This window comes from Gloeocapsa sp. PCC 7428 (assembly GCF_000317555.1).
Classification (GTDB): domain Bacteria; phylum Cyanobacteriota; class Cyanobacteriia; order Cyanobacteriales; family Chroococcidiopsidaceae; genus Chroogloeocystis.
In genome coordinates this window covers 111,262-135,125 of the sequence record NC_019745.1, presented here as the reverse complement: position 1 = coordinate 135,125, position 23,864 = coordinate 111,262, and the positions used below count along the sequence as shown (strand labels likewise).

The 23,864-nt window shown below is 43.0% G+C and carries 16 protein-coding genes and 1 tRNA gene; 6 read left to right on the top strand and 11 right to left on the bottom strand.

Annotated features, from left to right (window positions below; genetic code table 11):
- Positions 1-443 precede the first annotated feature (443 nt).
- From GLO7428_RS00590 to GLO7428_RS00580, 3 genes are all read left to right on the top strand, one after another.
- Positions 444-818, top strand: a complete 375-nt coding sequence (locus GLO7428_RS00590; protein WP_015186610.1) for a hypothetical protein — start codon at positions 444-446, stop codon at positions 816-818.
- 242 nt (positions 819-1,060) lie between these two features.
- The gene (wecB, locus tag GLO7428_RS00585) at positions 1,061-2,185 is read left to right on the top strand and encodes a non-hydrolyzing UDP-N-acetylglucosamine 2-epimerase (RefSeq protein ID WP_015186609.1); all 1,125 of its coding nucleotides are present in this window, start codon (positions 1,061-1,063) and stop codon (positions 2,183-2,185) included.
- 156 nt (positions 2,186-2,341) lie between these two features.
- Entirely contained in the window at positions 2,342-3,535 is a 1,194-nt protein-coding gene (locus GLO7428_RS00580) for an FIST N-terminal domain-containing protein (RefSeq protein ID WP_196797510.1), read from the top strand.
- 8 nt (positions 3,536-3,543) lie between these two features.
- Here the strand turns inward: GLO7428_RS00580 and GLO7428_RS00575 are convergent, their stop codons facing one another.
- The 6 genes from GLO7428_RS00575 to GLO7428_RS00550 all read right to left on the bottom strand — a co-directional run bounded on the left by GLO7428_RS00575 (position 3,544) and on the right by GLO7428_RS00550 (position 9,527).
- Complete coding sequence (locus GLO7428_RS00575) at positions 3,544-5,106, bottom strand: metallophosphoesterase (RefSeq protein WP_015186607.1); 1,563 nt, start codon at positions 5,104-5,106, stop codon at positions 3,544-3,546.
- A 326-nt stretch (positions 5,107-5,432) separates the two neighbouring features.
- Entirely contained in the window at positions 5,433-7,037 is a 1,605-nt protein-coding gene (locus tag GLO7428_RS27155; protein ID WP_015186606.1) for a YegS/Rv2252/BmrU family lipid kinase, read from the bottom strand.
- A gap of 457 nt (positions 7,038-7,494) precedes the next feature.
- Positions 7,495-7,566: transfer RNA gene (locus GLO7428_RS00565), tRNA-Asn, on the bottom strand.
- Positions 7,567-7,688: 122 nt separating this feature from the next.
- A complete protein-coding gene (locus GLO7428_RS00560; RefSeq protein WP_015186605.1) occupies positions 7,689-8,294 on the bottom strand; it encodes an NYN domain-containing protein in 606 nt (201 codons plus the stop codon).
- A 271-nt stretch (positions 8,295-8,565) separates the two neighbouring features.
- Positions 8,566-9,240: an energy-coupling factor ABC transporter ATP-binding protein gene (locus GLO7428_RS00555; RefSeq protein ID WP_015186604.1), complete on the bottom strand. Its 675-nt coding sequence runs from the start codon at positions 9,238-9,240 to the stop codon at positions 8,566-8,568.
- A 20-nt stretch (positions 9,241-9,260) separates the two neighbouring features.
- The gene (locus GLO7428_RS00550; protein WP_015186603.1) at positions 9,261-9,527 is read right to left on the bottom strand and encodes a hypothetical protein; all 267 of its coding nucleotides are present in this window, start codon (positions 9,525-9,527) and stop codon (positions 9,261-9,263) included.
- 327 nt (positions 9,528-9,854) lie between these two features.
- Here GLO7428_RS00550 and psbD point away from each other — a divergent pair, with 327 nt between their 5' ends.
- Positions 9,855-10,910: a photosystem II D2 protein (photosystem q(a) protein) gene (gene psbD, locus GLO7428_RS00545; protein ID WP_015186602.1), complete on the top strand. Its 1,056-nt coding sequence runs from the start codon at positions 9,855-9,857 to the stop codon at positions 10,908-10,910.
- Between the two features lie 449 nt (positions 10,911-11,359).
- On the opposite strand, the gene GLO7428_RS25770 is transcribed toward psbD, so the two are convergent.
- From GLO7428_RS25770 to GLO7428_RS00530, 3 genes are all read right to left on the bottom strand, one after another.
- A complete protein-coding gene (locus GLO7428_RS25770) occupies positions 11,360-14,908 on the bottom strand; it encodes an FG-GAP repeat protein (RefSeq protein ID WP_015186601.1) in 3,549 nt (1,182 codons plus the stop codon).
- Positions 14,909-15,311: 403 nt separating this feature from the next.
- On the bottom strand, positions 15,312-15,458 hold the full coding sequence (locus GLO7428_RS00535) for a ribbon-helix-helix protein, CopG family (RefSeq protein ID WP_015186600.1): 147 nt from the start codon (positions 15,456-15,458) through the stop codon (positions 15,312-15,314).
- Between the two features lie 128 nt (positions 15,459-15,586).
- Complete coding sequence (locus tag GLO7428_RS00530) at positions 15,587-17,398, bottom strand: iron uptake porin (RefSeq protein ID WP_015186599.1); 1,812 nt, start codon at positions 17,396-17,398, stop codon at positions 15,587-15,589.
- A 603-nt stretch (positions 17,399-18,001) separates the two neighbouring features.
- Between GLO7428_RS00530 and GLO7428_RS00525 the strand changes: the two genes are divergently transcribed.
- On the top strand, positions 18,002-19,606 hold the full coding sequence (locus GLO7428_RS00525) for a sodium:solute symporter (RefSeq protein ID WP_015186598.1): 1,605 nt from the start codon (positions 18,002-18,004) through the stop codon (positions 19,604-19,606).
- An 83-nt stretch (positions 19,607-19,689) separates the two neighbouring features.
- On the top strand, positions 19,690-20,736 hold the full coding sequence (locus tag GLO7428_RS00520) for an oxidoreductase (protein ID WP_015186597.1): 1,047 nt from the start codon (positions 19,690-19,692) through the stop codon (positions 20,734-20,736).
- Positions 20,737-21,051: 315 nt separating this feature from the next.
- Here GLO7428_RS00520 and GLO7428_RS00515 read toward each other — a convergent pair whose 3' ends face one another.
- Together GLO7428_RS00515 and GLO7428_RS00510 are read right to left on the bottom strand one after the other, a co-directional pair.
- Positions 21,052-22,350, bottom strand: a complete 1,299-nt coding sequence (locus GLO7428_RS00515; protein WP_015186596.1) for a pitrilysin family protein — start codon at positions 22,348-22,350, stop codon at positions 21,052-21,054.
- Positions 22,351-22,533: 183 nt separating this feature from the next.
- Positions 22,534-23,793 (bottom strand): pitrilysin family protein, encoded by a 1,260-nt coding sequence (locus GLO7428_RS00510; protein ID WP_015186595.1) that lies wholly within the window; start codon positions 23,791-23,793, stop codon positions 22,534-22,536.
- Between the last annotated feature and the right edge of the window lie 71 nt (positions 23,794-23,864).

Sequence of the window (23,864 nt, the reverse complement as noted above, 5' to 3'; positions counted from 1 at the left end):
AATATTTAAGAAATATGCATTAATAACCTGAGTTGAGTGCTGTGTTTGATTGCCAATTTGCTCAGACTAGAATGCACAAATTATGAGAGAAGACCCGTTTATTCATAAGAAATGTTAAGGGCATGCAACGAATTCCGATCAGCTACTATTTAAACTACACAACGTATAGGACAAGATATTGACTAATGATGCTTGGGATCGCGAACTAGTGAGCTTTGGAGCTTTTCTTTCTATTGGTAGATGTCAAGGATAAATAACTAAAATCCAATAACTTTAATTGAGTAGTCATAAATACAAATATTCAAGTGTAAAGTTTAATAACTAAAAGATCATTTTAGCAATCAGCTTTTATATACTTATTTTCAATAGATGACGCTAGCTAAAACTAGCCGACGGGCATTTTACTTAATTCATTTTTTTTATTCTCTGTGGAGGAGAAGTATATGACTCTAGCTCAAAGCTCCAGTCTAAAAAAGAACTATTATTTCTTCATGCTCAAAAGCTTTTTAATCTGGACTTTTACACTGGCAGTGTGCTTGTTAGTTGTGGGATTTCCGCTAGTTGTTTTAATGGCAACCGTGGGTTCGCTACTCTCAATTGTGTTGCAATCGGTGATACCAGTTAGTGCCGTTTTGTTGGTTGTAGGTAGCATCATCACAATTAATGTATTAGCTGTAGTGGTTGGGGCTGGCGTACTGACGCTTAAAGGTATTCATCCAAAAGAAGTGAGTTGGCTCAACTGGCTACACGGCGAGGCAGACACCCTACATACCTCAGTTTACGCGGCTTGTCCATTAACGTGTGAACTGAAGCAATAAGGAGCGCTGGAAAAGCGGATACTTACAAAACGTGTCAAATCCTTATCCGTAATAACAGTGGATCTGCCCGGTTGAAGCCGGGTTTTTTCATGCTAAAAATTGTAACTATTCAGGTCTGGTCATCGTTGCAAGCTTTTGCTGTTAATCGATTTCAGCTAAATATGGTGTAAGGAAACAAAAGATAGGAGAACATATATCAGGGGAATATAATTCTCCTCGATCCAGTCTTAAACTCCTAGCACATGGCAAAGGTAAACAAGATCTGCATTATTTTGGGTACGCGACCGGAAGCAATTAAAATGGCTCCGGTCATTCAAGTTTTTCAGCGATCGCCGCGCTTTGACACGCAAGTGATATTAACAGGTCAACACATTGAAATGGTTGCACAAGTCATGCAGCTATTTGACCTCGAAGCGAACCAAAATCTCGCAATTATGCAACCAAAGCAAACGCTTACTGATATTACTTGTCGCAGCTTACAAGGATTAGAAACCTTATTTGAGCAACTCCAGCCACAACTAGTCTTAGTTCAAGGCGATACGACGACGGCTTTTGCCGCAGCTTTGGCAGCGTTTTATCAAAAAATTCCCGTAGGTCATGTAGAAGCAGGTTTACGTACCGATGATGTTTTTAATCCTTATCCCGAAGAAGCCAATCGGCGGTTGATATCGCAGCTTACTCAATTACACTTTGCTCCCACGACGCTGGCGGTAGAAAATTTGCAACGATCCGGAGTCTTAGGAAAAATTCATCAAACGGGTAATACAGTCATTGATGCGCTGTTATCAGTTGCCCAAAGCCAGCCTGCGTGCGATATACCTGGTTTGGAGTGGGGAAAATACCGTGTTTTATTAGCAACGGTGCATCGGCGTGAAAATTGGGGAGAACCCCTCCTGAAAATTGCAGAAGGATTTTTACAAATCTTAGAGGAGTTTCCTGACACAGCTTTGCTTTTACCGTTGCATCGCAATCCAATTGTGCGCGAACCGTTGCAAGCGGCGTTGAGTCATCACCCGCGCGTGTTTTTAACTGAACCATTAGATTATGCCGAGTTGGTCGGAGCAATTGCGCGATCGCACTTACTGCTGACCGATTCAGGAGGATTGCAAGAAGAAGCGCCTTCATTAGGAAAACCAGTGCTAGTCCTGCGCGAAACAACCGAAAGACCCGAAGCGATCGCGGCGGGGACTGCCAAATTAGTAGGAACTGATCCAGCACAAATTGTTACCACAGCTAGCGTACTGTTAAGTAACGCCGATGCTTATCAAGCTATGGCAACTGCGATTAATCCTTTTGGTGACGGTCACGCAGCCGAGCGAATCTTGCAAATTGTAACAGAATATCTGGATGAGCAAGCCTTTGGGTAAGGCTCACCCATAAACGCGTTATAAATCGTCAATTCGCGGATTGCGTTTAATCAAGCGCTAAATTAACTTCAGTTAGATGCTTTTCGTCCCCGTTAGCACCGAAAATAGAAAAAACCTCAGCCTAAAAGAGGAGTGATGATATAACTTATGGCACTCATGCAGTGGGCAAACGCCGTATCAACTCGTGCTTCGCTCGAAGCAGCCGTCGCAGAAGTTGTCGATAAAGCTTCTGCTTTGTTACAGTCACCCGCCGATCTTGGGTTAGTTTTTATTTCTGCTGCCTTTACAAGCGAATATCCCCGCCTGCTTCCGTTGTTACAAGAAAAGCTACGCAATATCAAAGTTCTGATTGGTTGTGGTGGTGGGGGGATTATTGGGACGAATCAACACGCAGTGCAGGAGTTTGAGGGCGTACCTGCATTAAGTCTGAGTTTAGCGCAACTACCAGGAGTTACAGTTACACCTTTTCATATTGCGGCAGAGCAACTCCCCGATCCTGATAGTCCGCCGAAAGCGTGGGTAGATTTATTTGGTGTTTCACCTGCTGAGCAACCCCAATTTATTTTGCTATCCGATCCTTTTTCTTCAGGCGTAAATGATTTATTGCAAGGCATAGATTATGCTTACCCAGGTTCGATTACGGTAGGCGGGTTAGCAAGTGGTAGTCAAACTCCTGGGCGAATTGGTTTATTCTGCAATGATAAGCTATACCGTTCAGGAACTGTGGGCGTTGCCTTGAGCGGCAATATTGTTCTAGATACGATTGTGGCGCAAGGATGCCGACCGATTGGCGAGCCTTACCGCGTCAGCGCTTCTGAACGTAACATTTTACTTGCTTTGGAAGAACAACCGCCTTTAGAAGTGTTGCGCGATTTAATTTCGAGTTTAAGCGATGCGGATCGGCAATTAGCTGAACATTCGTTGTTTATCGGAGTCGTGCGCGACGAGTTTAAGCAGAATCTAGAACATGGAGATTTTTTGATTCGTAATTTATTAGGAGTCGATCCGAAAGTAGGAGCGATCGCCGTTGCGGATTTAGTTCGCCCTGGACAGCGCATTCAGTTTCACCTACGAGATGCAGAAACTTCAGCGGATGATTTGGAATGGTTGCTACAACGTTATCAGCAGACGCATTCTCATGTATCACCTACTGGGGCGCTGATGTTTTCTTGTTTAGGGCGTGGCGAAATGCTCTATGGTAAACCTAATTTTGATTCGCAGTTATTTAGTAGTTATATGCCAAATATTCCCATGGGCGGTTTTTTTGGGAATGGGGAAATCGGTCCTGTAGGCGGGAGTACTTTTTTGCATGGGTATACCTCAGTCTTTGCAATTTGTCGCCAACCTTAATTTGAGTCTCAAATGACAAACGACTCGATTTCGCGATCTACCCACTTGCGTTGATATCTTTCCGCAACAAAAGGCTGAACAACAAACTTAGCAGGATTGCCTGCTTTCACATCGATGCGTAGGAATGAATAGGGTCGTCGTTTGTGCGAACCGTGACCGCTGCGACCAAGATAGAGATGCGATCGCGCGACTTCGCGTTCAGTATCACCAACGGTTTCGTGTAGCTGTGCGCCTTCTTTACGCTGTCGTCTTAAGCTGTAGCCACTTCCACCACAAATAATCCAATTGATATAAGAATCAGCGTGTCCGGTATCTCCTGTAGACAGATGCTCTAAGCAATGTGCATGACCTGTCAAAACTAAATCGACAATTGGATGTTGCTGTGGTAGCCCGCCTAGTTCTTTGGCAACTTCATCAAGTACCCAACGGAGATTACGACGTACTGCTAAAGTTTGCGCTTGATACCACTTTGTTGACTCAGTAACATAAGGTGGATGATGCAAATACACAACTCTACCGCGCACTTCTGGCGTGTTCCACGATTCAATGAGTCTTTGTCGCAGCCACGTCAATTGCTCAAAATCAGTAACTGTAGTCTCATCTGCTACTAATTGCTTATCAATGTCAAGTTTGACTTCCTCGACTTGTTCTAACTTTGCTTCTAGATCGTCAAGTCTTTCAGCTTCTTCCGGTGAATTCGCATTGAGCTTGCTTGCTTCCTCCATGATTTGCAGCTTTTCTTGCTCTAATTCATAAATACGACCTTCTAAAGTCCGCCGATAAGCTGCGCCTTCGCCTGTAGTGGGTAGAGGTGATGGAGCGTTGAATGTATTCGAGTCTAAAGCAAAAAAATCAATACCACCGCTACGAAAAGTGTAATATCGGTAAGGCAGTCGGGTAAACTCTCCTGGTTTATAAATCAAACAGCGACCGGTACTCGTTGTCGCCGTGTAATGTTTATCTAGATGGCGCTGCAATTCTGCATCGGTATCAAACGCCTTTAAGTAGTCAATAAAGGCTTTTGCGTAAGCTTTGCCTTGATTAGAACCATGCCAACCAATATCTAAATCTAATCGTAGCTTCAATATTCGCCGCAAGGGCAACGTTACGCCTCCCATTAAACCATAAATTAATGGCAGGTCATAGTAGTCGTGATTGCCTAATACGGGCAAAATTGGTGTTTTAAACACCATCTCGTCGTAAGCAATTTTTTTTTGTTTTTCGCCCCCGACAATAAATTCTTTGTAAGGCTCGATAAAGTTTTTTGGATAGTATTCGCTTGACCCGACTAAATAAACAACATCACCTGTATGCAGGATAAAGCGGGCGCGATCGCGATGCTCCAACATTTTTTTCGCGATCTGACGTTGCGGATTGTGTTTGCGATGTTTTCCTGAACCACTATCGCCAATAACTAGAAATGAAAATTCTGGACTATCTTCCTCCTCAGATGCAAGCACAAACCGCGTTTGGTCAATTTGTCGTTCAAATATAACTGGGTCTTGCCACCGTACCCGTTGTTTCATTTTCTCAATTTTCACGGATATCGGCGGGTCGGACACAAATTCCATAAACAGTATCTCGCTTGTCGTGTTTATTTTGTCGCGGTTCTTACTCAGCGTAATTTAGTAGCGTTAAGCTTGGTTTTATGATTTAAGCTATGTTCCGCTCGACTTCACTGCAATTGAAGCTGACGCAGCATGGATAGCTCAGTAAATTTGAGCCAAGCATAGATTACCTTCAGACGACAGCCTGCTGTCTCTATCATTCTGCATATTCTTGATGCAACAAAACGATATGCTAGCTCAAGATTCCAACTTACGCCCAAGATCTCAAAAATGTGGAGATTCGGCGATTGCTCAGTGGCGATCGCGTATTGAATTTACCATGATTTGCCTCAACTCGTTGCTGGCGGTTCTTTGGACTCTACTCGCAGATTAGGTAATCCTGCTAATTTCTCTGTAGCGCCTTCTTCAGGAACCGTCGGGACAATAATTGTTAATCCTCCAGGTACACACTCAACGTCAATGGGTGTATTGCCAACCAATTCGCCATCTACAACTACTTTTTGGGGTGGATTGGTGGAAATTTTAATACTTCTCGCTCGTAAGAAACCGGTATCAGGTCTATTCGCAACTTCGCCACTGTAAGCAGATTGTAAGAGGTTATACGCAGCCGCGATCGCGCTCATTGTATTTGTCGGTGCAACGATTGTAACATCGAGTAAACCATCATCAATCAATAATTCTGCTGGTCCTTGCGCTAGTACAGAGGTAGGTGGCGCAGCATTCGCGACCGTTACTGCGGCTGCATTTAAGGTTATCACTTTATCTTCGGTTTCAATTCGAGTTTCAAAAGACTCTAAATTACGTAACTCTTGAATACCTGCTAAAACATATGCAAGCATACCAAAGCGATTTTTTGCTTCGCGATCGGCACGTTCGACGGTTTCCGCCTCAAATCCTACTCCTGCGAGTAACACCATTGGTCTACCATTACAATACGCAGCATCGACGACGCGGGTTTTACCATCTAATATTGTTTGACAAGCTGCGGGAATTGTCGCCGGAATGCCTAAAGCCGTTGCAAAAGCATTTGCTGTCCCGCGCGAGATCACACCCAACGGAATCCCCGTCCCGACTACAGCTTCTGCCGCCGCAGAAAGCGTACCATCTCCCCCAGATGCGATAATAATTTGTGCGCCTTGTTCCACAGCTTCTTTGGCAATTTCGTCAGCGTCTTTCTCAGGAGTCGTCATCCGAATATCAAGCTCAAATTCAGGCTCTAGCATACTTCTAATTGTTGCTAAGTCTTGTTCGGAATCAGATTGACCTGCTACAGGATTAAAAATCAAGCAAGCTGAACGAGTCTGTCTTTGAGTGCTGATAACTTGATTGCTAGACGCAGAAGAAACAATGACTTGTTCGCTTATTTGGTTTTCTGTGATGCGTTGCTTAGGTATTGCTTCCTGACGTGTTTGATTTTTAGCAATTAGTCTATCTTGATACTCTTTAATAACTCGATGATTGCGGTCATTTAATTCATATAAATCTGCTGCTTGTGCATAATTATAGTTAGCTTCTTCTGGTTCAGTGGGCGTAATTTGGGGAACTTCTTCTAATTGCACAGATTCGATGTTGATTGCTAGCTGTGCATACGCTGCTCGTAGGTTCTCCTCATATTCTCTATCTACTGCTACTTGGTCATTGTAAGCAGGAAGACTTTCTACTTGTTTGCGCTCTAACTCTAAGACATAAACTCGCTCGGCATCATAATCAATACGCAAATATCCTACTGGAAGCATAACTTGCTTGTTAAATATCCACAAGCCAAAGTCAACAACCAAATAGCGAAAGTATCCTGTCTCATCTACTAAAATATCTTTTATGTAGCCAACTTTTTCTCGTGTCTTATCTGTATAAACATTAAAACCAATGATATCTTTACCATTAAAAGATTCAAGATAACTTGGAGCAAAATCCTTAATCTTTTTAAGGGGCATAAATTTAACTCCTAGTGAGCATTGCGAATAAATTATCTTCTCATTTTGAGATTGTTGCAGCTAATATGTCTATGCTGTAGTCTTAGCTATTACTTAGTAACTAAATTTATATATTTATTACTCATTGGCACTTAGCAAAGTATCGAGCCTTAGATAGATCTAGATTGCTGTTTTGTGCCTAAGCCTATTAGCCCTGTTCTTGTCTATTTATATCAGCTGTGCTACTTGCTATGCTAACCAGCAGGTACAATCCTACGACAGGAGCGCTGTACACGCGCTTAGTCAATGATCTATGTTGTATGCGCGGCGGTTTACCTAGACATATGAGTTTAAGTTACACGTCTACAAATATAACTTTCTGGTTACGCCGTAGTTGTATTTTACACCGACTATGTATCAGCTAGCTCACAATGCTAGTCAACCGCCGTAAGGCTTGATATTGTGTTGTTTTTTCTAACTCCCCAGGTAGGATTCGAACCTACGACCAATCGGTTAACAGCCGACCGCTCTACCACTGAGCTACTGAGGATTGCGAATTCCTATATTAATAGCAAACGATTGTATTTGGCAAGTGTTTTAGCTAAAAAAACTTTAATGCTGCTTTTGCACTTCCACATCAGCTTTCCTGCTAGCTGAGTAGTCAAGGGGTTTTTAGGTCTTTTTTATCCCCATTCTCATTTCTGCTAAACGCTGTCGCGCTTTAGTGTCTATAGAGTTTGCTAAAAAACGGCTAGCTGGTTTTCTAGCCGAGGTTTTTTCCCGGCGCACTCTACAAGCTGTTGTTTGTACCTCGAACTTAAGTTGTGCTGCTGACAACCATTCTGCCCCATAACCTACTACTGTCAATTGCTGTGCTCTATCGGATGTAGCAACAATTATGCGAGAAATGCGAGAGTAGATTGGTAGTTTACTATTTTTGTTCGTAGTATCGTTAGGCTCGATACCGCGCAGATATGGTCGAAACCCTGCACACACTTTTTCGATGTATGTATCAGCAGTTTCACCAAAATTTGTGTAGTAAACGGACAAAGTTTCTGTAATGACTTCGTAGTTACTACAGGTATTTTGATAATGAGCATCAAAGACGACTTGAGTAATATAACCTTGATAGGCGCTGTAATTTGTTAAGTCTTCGATTAATTGCCAACGCGACGCTTCTAGTCCGTTGCTATCTCGTATCTTTTTTAGACAAGACCAAGCGCCAATTATATTATAGCCGTCAACAAGGAGGACAGCTTGTGGTGAGGAACGGGGCATGATGACCAGCAAGTATTGCTAAAGTTAACATTATTTATTCATATCTTAATAGTAATCGAGGTATATCCTATAACATTTTGATAGATACACGTAGAGGACGCGCTTCGCAGGCTCGTGTTTTATGGTTAAAACAGGCGCTAGGTAATGTTTAGCTAGTGCACAATGGAATAGTTCAGAGCCTCTATAATGCTCTAACTATTTTGACCATGACCACAAACAGAAGCTCAAGCTTTTGCTGTGTTGGTCACATTTTCAGATAGAAATGCATTGATTAGGATGCTAATTCTACTTGCATCAAACGCTGTTTAAGCCGTTGAGGATTGCCACGATCTACTACGCAGCCCTTTTCTAGCAGAAACGCCCCATCGCAATAATCGAGTTCATCTAAGCGATGCGTTACCCACAAAGCTGTTAAATTGCGGCTTTTAACTAACCGTCTTACTTGTGCAACTAAGTCAAGTTGGCTATCTGGATCGAGGAGTGCTGTTGGTTCATCTAACAGTAGCACTTCGCTTTGCCGCGCGATCGCGCCGGCGATCGCCACTCTTTGTTTTTGTCCCCCACTTAATGCATAGATTGGTCGGCGCTGTAACTCTAAAAGATTTACCGCTGCTAGCGCTTCAGCGACGCGATGACGGACTTGAGTTGGAGATAGTCTTTCTTCTACCAACCCAAAAGCGACATCAGCGCCAACAGTTGGCATGACAAGTTGGTGGTCAGGATTTTGAAAGACAAAACCCACAGGCGCTAAAACTTGGCGATCGCCCGACGTAGGAGTTAATAGACCTGCTAAGAGTTTTAGAAGCGTTGATTTTCCACTACCATTAGTTCCTAGCAGCATCCAAAACTCGCCCTGCGGAACTTCTAAGGTGCATGATTTTAAGACATCTGCGCCGTTAGACCAACTAAAGTATAAATCGCGCACCTGAATGGCAAATTCAGCCATATAACCACCAACTGTTAAGTTTATTCTGCTAATGCAAAGAAGCCAGGAGGTCTACCACCAGCCGCTGCACCTGTCTTTTGAGACATCTGAATGCTAGAAATGTCACTCGCGCGTACAGCGACTTTTTTTTCTGTCTGACCCTCACAGGTTAATTCTATAACTTCAGTGCTACCAGAGCGCATAGCTTGTAACAGTTGCTGATAAACAGCTTCTGCATCTTCTGTGACCTTGCGTTGCACCGAGAGGGGAAAGGGTGTGTTTTTGAGCGTCAAATCAATGTTAAACATCGTAACTATTTATGTACTTGGTAGCTGTAAATCTCATTTTCATTTTAGCTACCAGGCGAGTAGCAACGCGGAAATTTTGGTTTATATCAAGCGATAGTTGCTAAATTTCCTTAATTATGAGTTGCTTCACTTAGTTTAACCAAAGATTAAATTCTGGCATGGATATTGTCATAAAACGCCGTTTAGTAGTAAAAATATGATTAGAATAAGTAAAGAATCGTAAAGTAAGTTGACAAATCAACTCGCATCCTGCTTGAGGTAGTTGTAAAATTACCAAATAAAGGTAGACGATTCTAGCATGAAATTATAAGATCTGGAGTTTTTGCTATGACAATAGCAGTAGGACAGGCAACGAGTCGAGGATGGTTCGACGTCGTTGATGACTGGCTAAAACGAGATAGATTCGTATTCATCGGGTGGTCAGGAATATTACTATTTCCCTGCGCGTACATGGCGTTAGGGGGATGGCTAACCGGAACAACGTTTGTAACATCGTGGTACACGCACGGGATAGCGTCATCGTACTTAGAGGGATGCAACTTCTTAACGGTGGCAGTATCAACACCAGCAAACAGCATGGGACACTCATTGCTGTTCTTGTGGGGGCCAGAAGCGCAGTGGGACTTCACACGTTGGTGTCAAATGGGCGGATTATGGACATTCGTAGCATTACACGGCGCGTTTGCACTAATCGGGTTCATGCTACGGCAATTTGAGATAGCGCGGCTGGTGGGAGTACGTCCATACAACGCGTTAGCATTCAGCGCACCGATCGCAGTATTCGTCAGCGTATTCTTGATGTACCCGTTGGGACAATCAGGATGGTTCTTCGCACCCAGCTTTGGCGTAGCAGCGATCTTCCGCTTCTTGCTATTCTTCCAAGGATTCCACAACTGGACACTCAACCCCTTCCACATGATGGGAGTAGCAGGAGTCCTCGGTGGCGCGCTGTTGTGCGCGATTCACGGTGCGACAGTAGAAAACACGCTATTTGAAGACGGCGACAAAGCAAACACATTCCGCGCGTTCAACCCAACACAAGCGGAAGAAACGTACAGCATGGTGACGGCGAACCGCTTCTGGTCGCAGATTTTTGGAATTGCGTTTTCCAACAAGCGCTGGTTGCACTTTTTCATGTTGTTTGTGCCCGTCACCGGCTTGTGGATGAGTGCAGTCGGCGTTGTCGGCTTAGCGCTGAACTTGCGCGCGTATGACTTCGTGTCGCAAGAGTTACGTGCGGCAGAAGACCCCGAGTTCGAGACATTCTACACGAAAAACATTCTGCTCAACGAAGGTATTCGGGCTTGGATGGCTCCCCAAGACCAGCCTCACGAGCATTTCCAATTCCCTGAAGAAGTATTGCCTCGTGGTAACGCTTTGTAAGGCAGCTTAAAACAATAATCTTGAAGTCCCTGCCAGAAAAGGTAGGGATTTTTCTATTTATAGTCAAAATTCGCGAATCATATGTTATCTTGAATAAGGTTGAACAAACCAAGAGCTAAACACTCTATCCTCTATAGATTTAGTCCGGTTAGGCAACAAGGAGGTGATGCCCATGATAGAAAGTAGTAAATGCGTGGGTCATCAGGTTGGAGCAAGCCGGCTGTGCGCCGGGGCTGTTCTCTAAAAGTTAGCTTTAGTCTTATTTGAGACTAAAACAACTCAATTAGCTAGGCTGATTTTCGGAGTTCCTTCCGGCAGTCTGGTTCCAACTTGAAGACCCAACTAGACCGCTCTCACTAAGATCTCCTTGATCTCCTGTGAGAGCGGATAGTTTTTTTAGGGTAGTCGGTAATGGATTATAGAGAATTGGTAGTGTGGGTGTTTTAAATTCAACTGAGAGTACGGGTGATATCTGTATCAACTAACAAAGTGGCAACACCAGAAGTATAGCGATTATATTGGTTGCCATCGAGTGTTGTCGTCGCCTCAAACAGCCATCCTTGCCCAGTCGAGATAATTGAGTCACCAGAATTACCATTGACAATCAATTGATTGGTTGAATCAGATAAATTGAGTAAATCTAAGCGCGTCATTTGCAAAGTATTGTTGCCTGTACCCGTCAAGTCAATAATCTCAATACTGCGAATGCGGTTGTTAGGAATTGCGGTTAAATCAAGTGTGACCCCATTACCATCAACAGCTAAAGTATCGGTACCACTACCACCATCCATGCGGCGATTTTGAGGACTAAAGATCAGGACATCATCGCCAGCAGCACCACCGTAGAGAACATTGCTCCCACCGCCACCACGCAGAGTATCATTGCCAAGTCCGCCAATGATAATGTCATCGATATTAGTGCCAAGGAGTAAGTCATTACCTGCGGTTCCTTGACGCGTGACACTTCCTGTGAAGTCTTGTCCGTAAATGACGTAGCTTTCTCCTGCACTAACACGACCATTAGGACTAGCACTAGGAGCACCTAAAATAATGTCATCATAGCCATCACCGTTGACATCCCCCCTGCTTACTGAATAACCGGAACGATCATTAGTATTAATTCCTTGCAAGACAAGACCATCGCTACCATCAAAAGTTGCTAAATCGACACGCGCATCAAATCCTGATGGTTTGCCAAATAAAACGTAGCTTTCTCCGGTATTAGCGCGACCATTAGGATTCGCTCCAGGAATATTAATAATAATGTCATCAAAACCGTCGCTGTTGATATCGCCAGCACTATTCAGTGAACGACCAAAGAAGCGATTATTCGTATCGCTAATAACAAAGCCATTACTGCCATCCAGTGTTGTTAGATCGATACGCGCATCAAAGCCTGATGCTTTGCCAAATACAACATAGCTTTCTGCTGATCTAAGCGTTTCGATGATAATGTCATCAAACCCATCACCGTTGATATCTCCAGCCCTAGTTAGTGAGAACCTTGATGAAACATCGTCATAGGCATTAAGTCCTTCAAGAACAAAGCCATTAGTGCCATTGAGAGTTGCTAAATCAAAACGGGCATCAAATCCTGAAGCTTTGCCAAACACTATGTAGCTTTCTCCTGCACCAGGAGCACCAATAATGATGTCATTAAAACCATCAGCGTTAAGATCTCCAGCACTACTGAGTAAGTCACCAAAACGATTGTTGGTGTTAATTCCTTGCAAGATAAAGCCATTACTGCCATCTAATGTTGTTACATCAATACGTGCATTAAATCCTGTAGCTTTGCCATAGATAATGTAGCTTTCTCCTGCATTGGATCGACCATTAGGATCGTTAAAAGGAGCACCAATAATAATGTCATCAAAACCATCACCATTGATATCTCCAGCCCTACTGACTAAAAAATCGAATTCGTAATAGGTGTCGCTGGGAATACCCTCAACAACAAAGCCATTAGTGCCATCCAGTGTTGTTGTATCAAAACGGGCATCAAAACCTGAAGCTTTGCCAAACACTACATAATTTTCCCGCATATTAGGAGCACCAATAATGATGTCATCGAAACCATCACCATTGACATCTCCCGCAGCGTCAATAGGAAAACTAGAAATAAAACCATTACGACCATCGAGGTTGCTTAAATCGACGCTGGCACTAAATCCCGAAGGTTTACCAAATACTACATAACTTTGTGTTCCTGATTCATAGTAGCGATCGCCATATTCATCGACGCGACGTGAGGAACCACTGAAGTTGATCGCAATATCAGCAAAACCATCACCGTTGATATCTCCAGAGCTATTTACCGAAATGCGAGGAAAGTCGTAGTAATTAAGTCCCTGTAGTATAAATCCATTACGACCATCAAGCGTTGTTAAATCAACACGAGCATCAATTCCAGAAGCTTTACCAAATACTACATAACTCAGCGATCGCCCACTACCCCCGACACCGCTAGTACCGCCGATAATAATGTCATCAAAGCCATCACCGTTAATATCAGCGGTACTTACCGAGTCACCAGAAGGAAAACGATAGTCGCCTTGAAGGGTAAAGCCATTGTTACCATCAAGTTCCAGCAAGAACAAGTTGTTGCCACCTTCTGTCAAGCTAAAATAAGCGTCATTCAAATCCAACGCTGTAGCGCTTTGAATAATTGCAATTAGTTCGTCCGTTGTACCTTGTTGCTTGCGAAAGAGCGCTGTACCCGTTGGTAAGCCTGTGGGGGAAGTGGTTAAGTAGTAATTTGTCCGTCTACCATTAAGTCGAATCACATCTTCTTCAGGATTGAAGTCTGTAATGAGAGCATAATTGCCAAAACCTGAAGTTGTTGAGTTGCCATCATCGTAAAAGACGGTCGTTGCGTTGCCTAAAACGAAGATATCTCTACCAGTACCACCCGTTAACGTGTCTCGTTCAGCAATGCCACGATCTGTACCTACAAGGATATCCTCACCGCTACCTCCGTTGAGCGAATCATTACCAGTTTTACCTTCTAGAGTGTTATTGGTTGAATTTCCAACAATTACGTTATTTAAACGGTTGCCTGTTCCACTGATGCTAGAACTCGAATACGGTTGCTCGCCAAGTGTAAGGTTCTCTATGTTATTTCCTAAGGTATAGCTGTTGTAGGCAATAACCGTATCTATGCCTGCATTGGCAGTTTCAATAATGCGATCGCCTGATTCAACTACGATGTACGTATCATTACCATCGCCACCAAGTAAGATATCTGGATCTCCATCGCCTTCAAAAAATAAAAAATTGTAAAAAATACTACTATAACGAACGAAGATACTACTCGCGCTTAAGGTATCGTCACCATCCCCACCGTAGACAAGGTCACTTCCAGCACTGCCAAGCAGACTGTCGTTTCCCGTGCCACCGTAAAGAATATCATTTCCAGCATTGCCGTCAAGAGTATCGTTTCCTGTGCCGCCACAAAGGGTATCGTTTCCTGTGTAGCCATAGGAGTAGTTATCGCCATTCAGTGCGTCATTCCCATCACCACCATAGAGAATGTCGTTGTCACTTCCACCGTCAAGAGTATCATTTCCGGCACCGCCATAAAGGGTATCAATTCCGGTACCACCATAGAGAAAATTGTTACCACTATTACCAATAATTTGATTAGCGAGTACATTACCTGCGCCGTTGATGTTGCGATTTCCAGTGAGTGTGAGATTTTCGACGTGATTGGGGAGAGTGTAATTTACTGAAGACCGTACAGTATCTATCTCTGCATTGGCAGTTTCAATAACCTTGTCATTCAAGTTATTAACAACATAAACATCATTGCCTCTTCCACCAATCAGAGAATCAATTCCTACCCCACCATCGAGCGTATCATTGCTGCTTCCACCGTAGAGCGTATCATTATCCGCAAGCCCCAGCAGGAAATCGTTACCTGCCAAGCCATAAATCGTATCTGCAAATCGCGTACCAACTAACGTATCGTTACCAGGAGTGCCTTGAATAATTGCCATAAGAATCCTTGCACTAAGTTTACATAAAATAAAAACAAATCACTTGCTATAAGTTAAGCTGTTTACTAACAGATGATGTGCAAGTTAAATGTTTGTATGTAATTAGTTTTTGACAAAATTTAAAGCTTTTCTTCTAAAATTTAGAATAAGTGAAAAAGCACAGCAAAATATAATTTTTTGGTAAAGATAACTCACAGCAAGTACAACAGTGTAAAGTGTTGATAAATTCTCGATTTAGAAAAAACTAAGAAGAATCATTTTAAAATTAGTTGCATTCGTAGGTTGCGATCGCACTCACTAATAGTACTAGTTTAAAATCACAGTGTTATAAATAAAGAGTCCCAAAAAATAGAGGGACTCTTGCATAACGACTTAGTAACTACAGCACAGTTGTAGAATTGAACTAAGAATTAGTCTTGACTTTAGCGTTTCTAATGAGTTGCCGCATTGTTGCCGCTAAACTTAAACCGGAGGCTTCTGCTAACTTTTCTAGCTTTTCTTTCTCCACATCATCGAGCCTGAGGGTAAGACTATGCTTTTTCTCCTTCATAGCTATGCTCCACTGTACCAATATGGTATCATTATGGCATAGCTAATAAAGCTGCAATCTTTGCCCTATGTGAATTGCGCCTACTTTCTCCACATAATGAGTAGCTAAAGCGCACTAATTAAGCAAACTTAGTAGCGGAATACTGTTCGCAAGACGCCGATAACAACATCATCATTATTCGCATTGTGGTTTGGTGCTGTTAGCCAGATCACACCAGGAGTAATTTGGATATTGTCAGTTAGCTGATATCTGTAGAACGCTTCGAGGTGAAGTGAAGTATCTGGATCAGCTTGTCCACCGTTAAGAGTGCTAGAAATTTCTGTTACTTTGGGTTCCATACCTACGAAAATACCGCCCAAGTTTCCTTCTCGACCCAGATTAGGAAAAGCAAGACCTACTCCCCAGTTCCAAACGGTTGCATCGCCTCTACCGATATAGCGCTGGTTTGCATATCCTACCCAACCACTCACAGCAAAATTAGTGCCAAGTCCAAGCGTTCCTGACACACCGTAGGCATTAATCGAAACTGGTCTACCAAACGTGTCGTTGGCTAAGTTACTACCTGTACTTGTTCCAAAGGGGATGAAGTCTGGATTAAGTTGCGGATCTATGCCTTCCCCAAAGAAGAACGAACGGCTGTAACTGTTGATGTATGTTAGTCCAATTCTGGCGTTGTCGCTAGGACTAAAAATCACTTGTGCTAAAGCACCATAGTTACCATCAAACAAACCATTTTTCTCGTTTGGTCTTGCGGCATTAAGGCTAGGAACAAGATAACCCAAATTTAATTCTAAGTTGTCGCTAAATAGATGTCTTACACCCAATCCAGTGCCACCGCTGTAGTTATAAATTGGGTTACGCAACGCAAACAACGAAACAGCACCGCCATCGAAATAAGGGTTAAGCTGAGAAGAAGCATCTAAGTCAACAAAACCGTTACCGACTGCTGCAAGGTAAACGTTAGTTCTAGAAGTGAGCGGAAAACGGTATCGCAACAACGCAAGTCCGACATCATTTCCGCTATCGCCATCAAATTCTACTCGACCTTCGTTTGTCAGTAGAGGACCACTATTTGTCCCGCCGAGCGGTGTAATATTGTTTCCTTGAATACGTGTTGTTAGCAAGTCTGCACCAGTAAAACTGGTATTAAAGTTCAGTTGTGTTCTTTGACCTAGTGTAGGAATGCGATCAATTGGTTCTCCGGCGGCGTTATCTCCTGCTAAAACACTTGTCGCAGCAATAACAATCTCTCCATTGAGCCGCGTTGTTGTCGAAAATTGATTTGCTTCAAGTTCAGCAACTTGGGCTTCTAAGGTATCAACACGACCGCGTATTGTTGCTAGTTCTCCAGTAAATTCCTCTTGTAAGCGCCGCAAGACATCTAAATCTTCGCGGGTGACTTGATTTGCGGTTGCTGTAGTAATTAATTCATTCACTCGATCTAAACAAGCGTTTAGACCAGCTGCAAATTCATATCTCGTTAATGCACGATTACCTCGATAAGTTCCATCAGGATAGCCAGCGATACAACCGTAGCGTTCAACTAATGACTGTAATGCTTGAAATGCCCAATCAGTCGGTTGGACATCTGATAGTTGCGATACTGAAGTCACTTGCCCCATTGGCTGTTGATTATTTGCTGTCAGTATATCAACTGGTAACGTATTGGTTTGCGATGAATTTATAGTAGATGTACTATTATTTTCTAAGGAAAAATTATCTGCTATAAATGTCGATTCTTCTAGTTGAGCACTCGAATCAACGACTAAGCTTTGTTGAGATTGAGTTAAAGTACTCGGCTGTTCTTCTGCAATACTTGGTTCAGCAGAGCTTTCAATGTTCTCTTGAATAACTTGCGCAGATGTGGGAATTGTTCCCATTAAATTTGCCGCTATAATGCTGGCAAGTGGGGCTAAAACGTAATGTGGTTTTTTTTTCATTTCTCCTCAATTTACTCTGTTTGATTGCTCTGCGTGTCAGCAAAAACAGAGCAACACCTTTAGTAGACATTGCACGCACAAAACAACTTGTTAAGCCATAAATGTTCTAGCTTACAGCGATACTATTTGTTCAATCACTCACATAATTCTATAAATATTAGTCTGTTTATATTGTCAACACTTTACAAAAATAAAACATTTGACGAACGAGTTGAAGATTAACAATTTTATATTTTTTGAGGTAAAATAATACCAACTCTCAGGACGTAACTCGAGTTAGTAAAATAATTAATATTAGAGCAATCAACATCTATCTTAAGATTGATAGCAACTATGTATTTATAGTGTGATTAATTGTATAGTGATAATAACGGCTAAGCTGCCCTATCATTTATATAGTTGAAATAGAGAACTAGATAAATTTTTGAGTTCTTACTTTTTCAAGGTTACTTAGTCCAAATAAGTATATTTTCCCTGCTCAGTTAGCAACAGGGATGAAGGAAACTACACATTTGCTCGTGTGAAGTTTTCCTTTAGATTATCGCTCATTGAATGTTGATGCATTGACTTCAGTAAAAATACTGAAGCTTGAGGAGGGTTGTTGTGAGTGGGTTAGATATCTTTTTTTTGGTCGCTTACTTTGTTGCAGTGGGTGCAATTGGATACTGGTCGAGTCGAACAAGTTTAGAAAGTAGCAAATCATACTTTCTCGGTGGTGGTGGAATCGGTTGGATGGCGATTGGTGCTAGTTTGTTTGCTAGCAATATTTCGGCAGAACACTTTATTGGGCTAGCGGGAACAGGAGCCAGTTCAGGTTTAGCAGTAGGGCAATTTGAATGGATTGCTTGCTTTATGCTGCTTTTATTGGGGTGGCTTTTTGTCCCGTTTTATTTGCGCACTGGCGTGTTTACAATGCCAGAATTTCTAGAAAAGCGTTTTAATTCGCAATGTCGTACGTATTTATCTACCGTTTCGTTAATTGCGTACATTTTCACGAAAATTAGTGTAGCAGTCTACGCGGGTGCGCTTGTACTGCAAACGATTCTCGGATGGAATATCTGGCTAGGTGCGATTGTCTTGATTGTGGCGACGGGAGCATACACAGTCTTTGGTGGATTGCGCGCGGTTATTTACACAGACTTTTTGCAAGCATTTATCTTGATTGGGGGCGGAATTTTTCTGACCGCGATCGCAATTACCGATGTCGGTGGTTTTGGTCCTTTTATCGAGCGCGCTGAACCCGAATTCTTTAATCTGTGGAAAGCAGTCAATCATCCTGAATTTCCTTGGACTGGTATTTTATTCGGAGCACCAATTCTCGGACTATGGTATTGGTGTACAGACCAAATGATTGTGCAACGAACGCTTGCAGCACCGGATATTGAAAATGCACGGCGATCGACAATCTTTGCAGGATTTTTGAAATTATTGCCAGTCTTTATCCTTGTACTACCTGGAATTGCGGGTCGAGAACTCTTTCCTGATGTTGCACCTAACCAAATGTACGCGACGATGGTGAATGAACTGCTACCATCTGGCATTAAAGGTTTAGTTGTAGCTGGCTTACTTGCAGCTTTGATGAGTTCGCTATCCAGCGTATTTAATAGCAGTTCAACTTTAGTCGTAATGGATTTTTACAAGCGATGGCGTCCTGATGCGAGTGAAAGAGAACTTGTAAGAGCCGGACAGCTATCAACGATTGTACTCGTCATTTCTGGTTTACTTTGGCTTCCGTTCATTGGTTTGATGAGCGATCAGTTGTATGTTTACCTACAGTCGGTACAAGCATATATTTCACCGCCGATCGCCGCAGTTTTCTTAGTCGGAATTTTGTGGAAACGTGCAAATGGTAGAGGAGCCATTAACGCCTTAATTGCAGGGTTTATTTTGGGTGCAATTCGCTTTGTTGCAGAACTAGGAACCCGTGCAGGTTGGATTACTTGGCGACCGTTAGTTGCTTATGCGAATATTAACTTTTTGCACTTTGCGATTTTACTGTTTGTCATCTCTGTATTCATTTTGGTACTCGTGAGTTTGACAAGCGCAGCGCCAAGTCAAAAGCATCTCAGTATGTTCTTGACACCAGAACAAAAAGTCAATAAAGCGCTAGGATCTGCGAAAGTACATCGACAAAACGTGATTTATAGCGCAAGTTTAGCAGCGATTGTCCTTGTATTTTGGGTCATTTTTAGTCCCGTTGTGTTTTAAGCACAAATATGTTTTAGGGAAAGAGGCTTTACTCTTTCCCGCGCTATGTACTTTACAGTTCCAATCAAACCAACGCCGTAAGCATGAACCAAATAGTACGTGTCGGACTCATCGGGTATGGAATGGCTGGAGAAGTCTTTCATGCACCAGCGATCGCAGTTATCCCCGAACTCAAGTTAACCAAGGTCGTAGAACGTCACGGTACTAGGTGTCAAGCGCGCTATCCTGGGGTAGAAACGGTAAGTAGTGCTGAGGAACTCCTAAAAGATTCTGATATCGATCTTATCGTTGTCGCTACGCCGAATACTTCGCACTTCGAGTTAGTCCAAAAAGCACTTCTAGCAGATAAACACGTTGTTGTCGAAAAGCCTTTTACACCAACATCACAACAAGCAACTGAGTTAATTGCGCTAGCACAACAGCGTCATAAATTGCTTAGTGTCCATCACAATCGCCGCTGGGATGGCGATTTTCTCACTGTTAAACAAATTATTGAGAATCGTTTATTAGGCAAATTAGTCGAATACGAAGTTCATTTTGACCGCTTCCGTAACCAGATCAAAACGAACTGGCGCGAATACGATGAGCCTGGCTCAGGAATTTTATACGATCTTGGTTCGCATTTAATCGACCAAGCAATTTGTCTTTTTGGTTTACCAGATACGGTGAGTGCTGATATTAGAAAGCAACGACCAAAAGCTAAAACCGCAGACGCATTTGAGTTGATTTTAAATTATGGAGAACTAAAAGTTACTGCAAAAGCTGGTCAATTAGTCAGGGAATTAGGACCGCATTTCTTATTGCATGGTACAGCCGGTTCTTTCATTAAATATGGCATGGACCCTCAAGAAGAGGCACTAAAACAAGGGCGACTTCCTGAAGGTAGTGATTGGGGTAAAGAACCACAAGAACGTTGGGGTGTGCTGAATACAGATATTAACGGATTGCATTTCTACGGAAAAATCGAAACGCTGGCAGGTTGTTATCCGGCGTATTACCAAAATATCTACAATGCTATTACTCAAAATGAAGAACTGATTGTCAAACCAGAACAAGCAAGAAATACAATTCGGATTATTGAGCTAGCGATGGAAAGTCAAGCACAAAAACGCACGCTAGATTTTTGCTAAGTAAGTGAGTGAAAGTAAATGTCACTAAGAAGTTGGTCATTGGTAACTGGTAACTAAATAGCGATTAGCTATTAGCAATTAGTGATTAGCGGTTGTTTGATTGCTAAATGCTAACTACCAAGTGCTAAAAGCTTTTCGCGTTCCCCAACAACTTATGTCCACCTCCTTAAATTCAAGCTATGGCAGTCTCGTTGGGATCGTTAGGACATTGGAGGTACAAATAGCCATTACCCTCATTAATTTTCACCTCTGACCTCTACGGGCAAGGCACTGCCTTGCCCCTCTGACGTCTGCTATATTAAATATTAACCGTAGTCAACCTTGACTGATGGAAATTGCATCCTCTGGACCGACGATTGAGATATAAGGAGCCAGAAAATAACGACACGCAGCTTGTTGTAACTGTGTTGCAGTGACCGCCGCAATTTGTTGCTGAAAGCGCGTATCAAATTCGATTCCTAATCCTAAAGCTTCGTACCAACCGTAGGCTTGCGCAATTTGAGCATTGGTTTGTTTACCCAAAGCATACTGCCCAAGTACTTTATTTTTAGCGGTTTGCAGTGCATATTCTTCTAGCGGTTGCGTACAGAGAAGTTCAACTTCAGTTTTCAATCCTGCGAGGGCGATCGCAGTATTTTCGGGAGCAGTTCCGATGTACACGACAAAAGGTGCAGTACCTTGGCGTGTGGGATAGAACGCAGAAACATCATACGCCAATCCTCGTTTTTCGCGTAATTCCACAAACAAACGGCTCGAAAGTCCATTCCCTAAATACGTAGATAGTAACTTTAAAGCAACATAATCACTTTGCTGTACCGACGGCGCAAGATACCCTAACATCACAATTGATTGTTGCGTGGGTTGAGGTTTGTTGATTTGATACGGTTGTGACTCGATGTCAGGTAATTGCAACACGGGTAATGGAGTTGCGGGATTTTGCCAATCACCAAAAACTTTTTCAATTGCAGCGACAGCTTCAGTTGCAGCAATGCGACCGGTAATACTGATAACTAGATTATCAGGACGAAAATACGTTTGATGGTATTCGATTAAATCATCACGACGGAGATTTGCTACAGTTGCTTCGGTTCCTAACGCTGATGACGCATACGGATGATTTTGATACATTGCTTGCCGTAATTGGTCAAATGCAATGGTAAACGGCTGTTCTTGCTGCGAACGAATGTTTTGCATCAACCAGCGCCGTTCTAACTCGACTTCTAGTTCAGGAAACGAAGGCGATCGCAATAATTCAGCGGCGAGTGCCAAAATCTCCAAAAAATCTGAGCTAACCGTCTTCAAACTCAGTAAAAAATAATCCGCAGCAGCATCCGTACCCAAACTCGCCCCGACAGATTCCACTTGCTCTGCAATCTCTAATGAAGAGCGTTTTTGTGTTCCTTTGGTGAGAACCGAAGCAAGTAAATGAACTAAACCCGATTGGTGTGCAGCTTCGCAACAACTTCCAGCCTTCACAAATATTCTAGCAGCAACGATATCGGCTGCTGGATTTGCGGTTACAAGTACGACAATGCCATTACTTAAAACCGTGCGGGTAATCTGTTTATTCGGTGGTGATGCGATCGCGATGTATTGTCCGTTGTCCGTTTTCATCTGTCTGTGCGTGCAATATGAGGGGCGAGGGAATAGTGATTGGTGGCTAGTGATAAGTAGGAGGGTGGCAGCGTAGGCGAGTAGGAGAGAACACAACTACCCAACTACCCGTCTACCCACCTACCTTCTACCCCTCTGCGCCCCCTGACCCCCGACCTCTGATCTCTGACCTCTTACTCTAGGCTAGCAAGGTTTGAGTACTGTAACTGCATAAGAATATGGTGAAAGATATTGTTGTGTTAACAACTGAAGATCTTCTGCTTGAAAAGACTGAATTTGTTCGGGATAAATGACTGCTAATTCGGCTTGCGCGATCGTATTGTAGTAACCATAAAGCCCTGCTAGTTGGCTCGGCGTTTCGGTTGAGAACGCATAATCATTACACAACACGCGTTTACACCGTGCCAGTTCCGCTGGCGTCATAAGGTTTGTTTGTAAATCCTCTAAGTGCGTGCGAATCAATGATTCTACACGTTCTAAGTTTTCTGGGTCTAACCAAGCCGTAATTGTAAATAAACTAGAATCGCGCTGAAGCGAAAAATTGCTCGCGATTCCTTGTACTAATTGCTGTTCTTCGCGTAACTCGCGGACTAATCGTGATGAACGACCTTCAGAGAGTAACACCGAAAGCAAATCTAAACCATACGCATGACGTAGTTGATCGACTCCTGGACCTGTCCAAGCCATCAACAATCGTGCTTGCTCTAGTCTGGGTAAATAGATTTCCTGACGGCGAACTCCTGCAAGTAATGGTTCGGTGAGCGCAATTTCTGTGTGCGGACACTTGCTGCGCGGCGCAAACTCCTGAAAAGCTTGACGGACAATCTCTATTGCAGGTTCTTGAGCAATACCCCCTACAACGACTACAGTCATGTTTTCTGGTTGATAGTGCGCGTGATGAAAACAACGCATTGCTTCAGGCGAGTACTGCATCAAGTCTGTTTCGCTACCGAGTACTGAACGCCCGTAAGGATGCTGCTGGTAAATACTCTCGCCCAAAGCCTGAAAGCCTATCCAATCGGGATCGTCGTACGCGCAACGAATTTCCTCACGAACAACATCGCGCTCTAGAACAAACTCTTCCTCAGGAATTGCCGCGTTGAGGAGTAATTCTGCTAAGTATGGTAGTGTATCTTCTAGGTAGGGTGCAGCAGTTGTTAGGAAGAAATGAGCATAATCATGGCTTGTAGCGGCGTTAGTGGTTCCTCCTAGGTTTTCAATAACGTAGTCGAATACTCCAGGAGGTATTGCGGAAGTGCCCTTAAAAATCATGTGTTCGAGAAAGTGCGCCATCCCATACCAAGGTTCTGGTTCGCACATCGCACCAGCACGTACCCATACGTCTACCACAACAACAGGGGTAGCAGGGATATATTGATGAATAATTGTTAAACCGTTGTCTAGCTGAGAAACAGCCGCTGGAAATACTGGGGTAGTCAGCAATGAAGACAAAGTAGCGCAACTTGAATCAGAATTCAACTATCCTAACGTATCCTGGATAACAATTTCGCAGC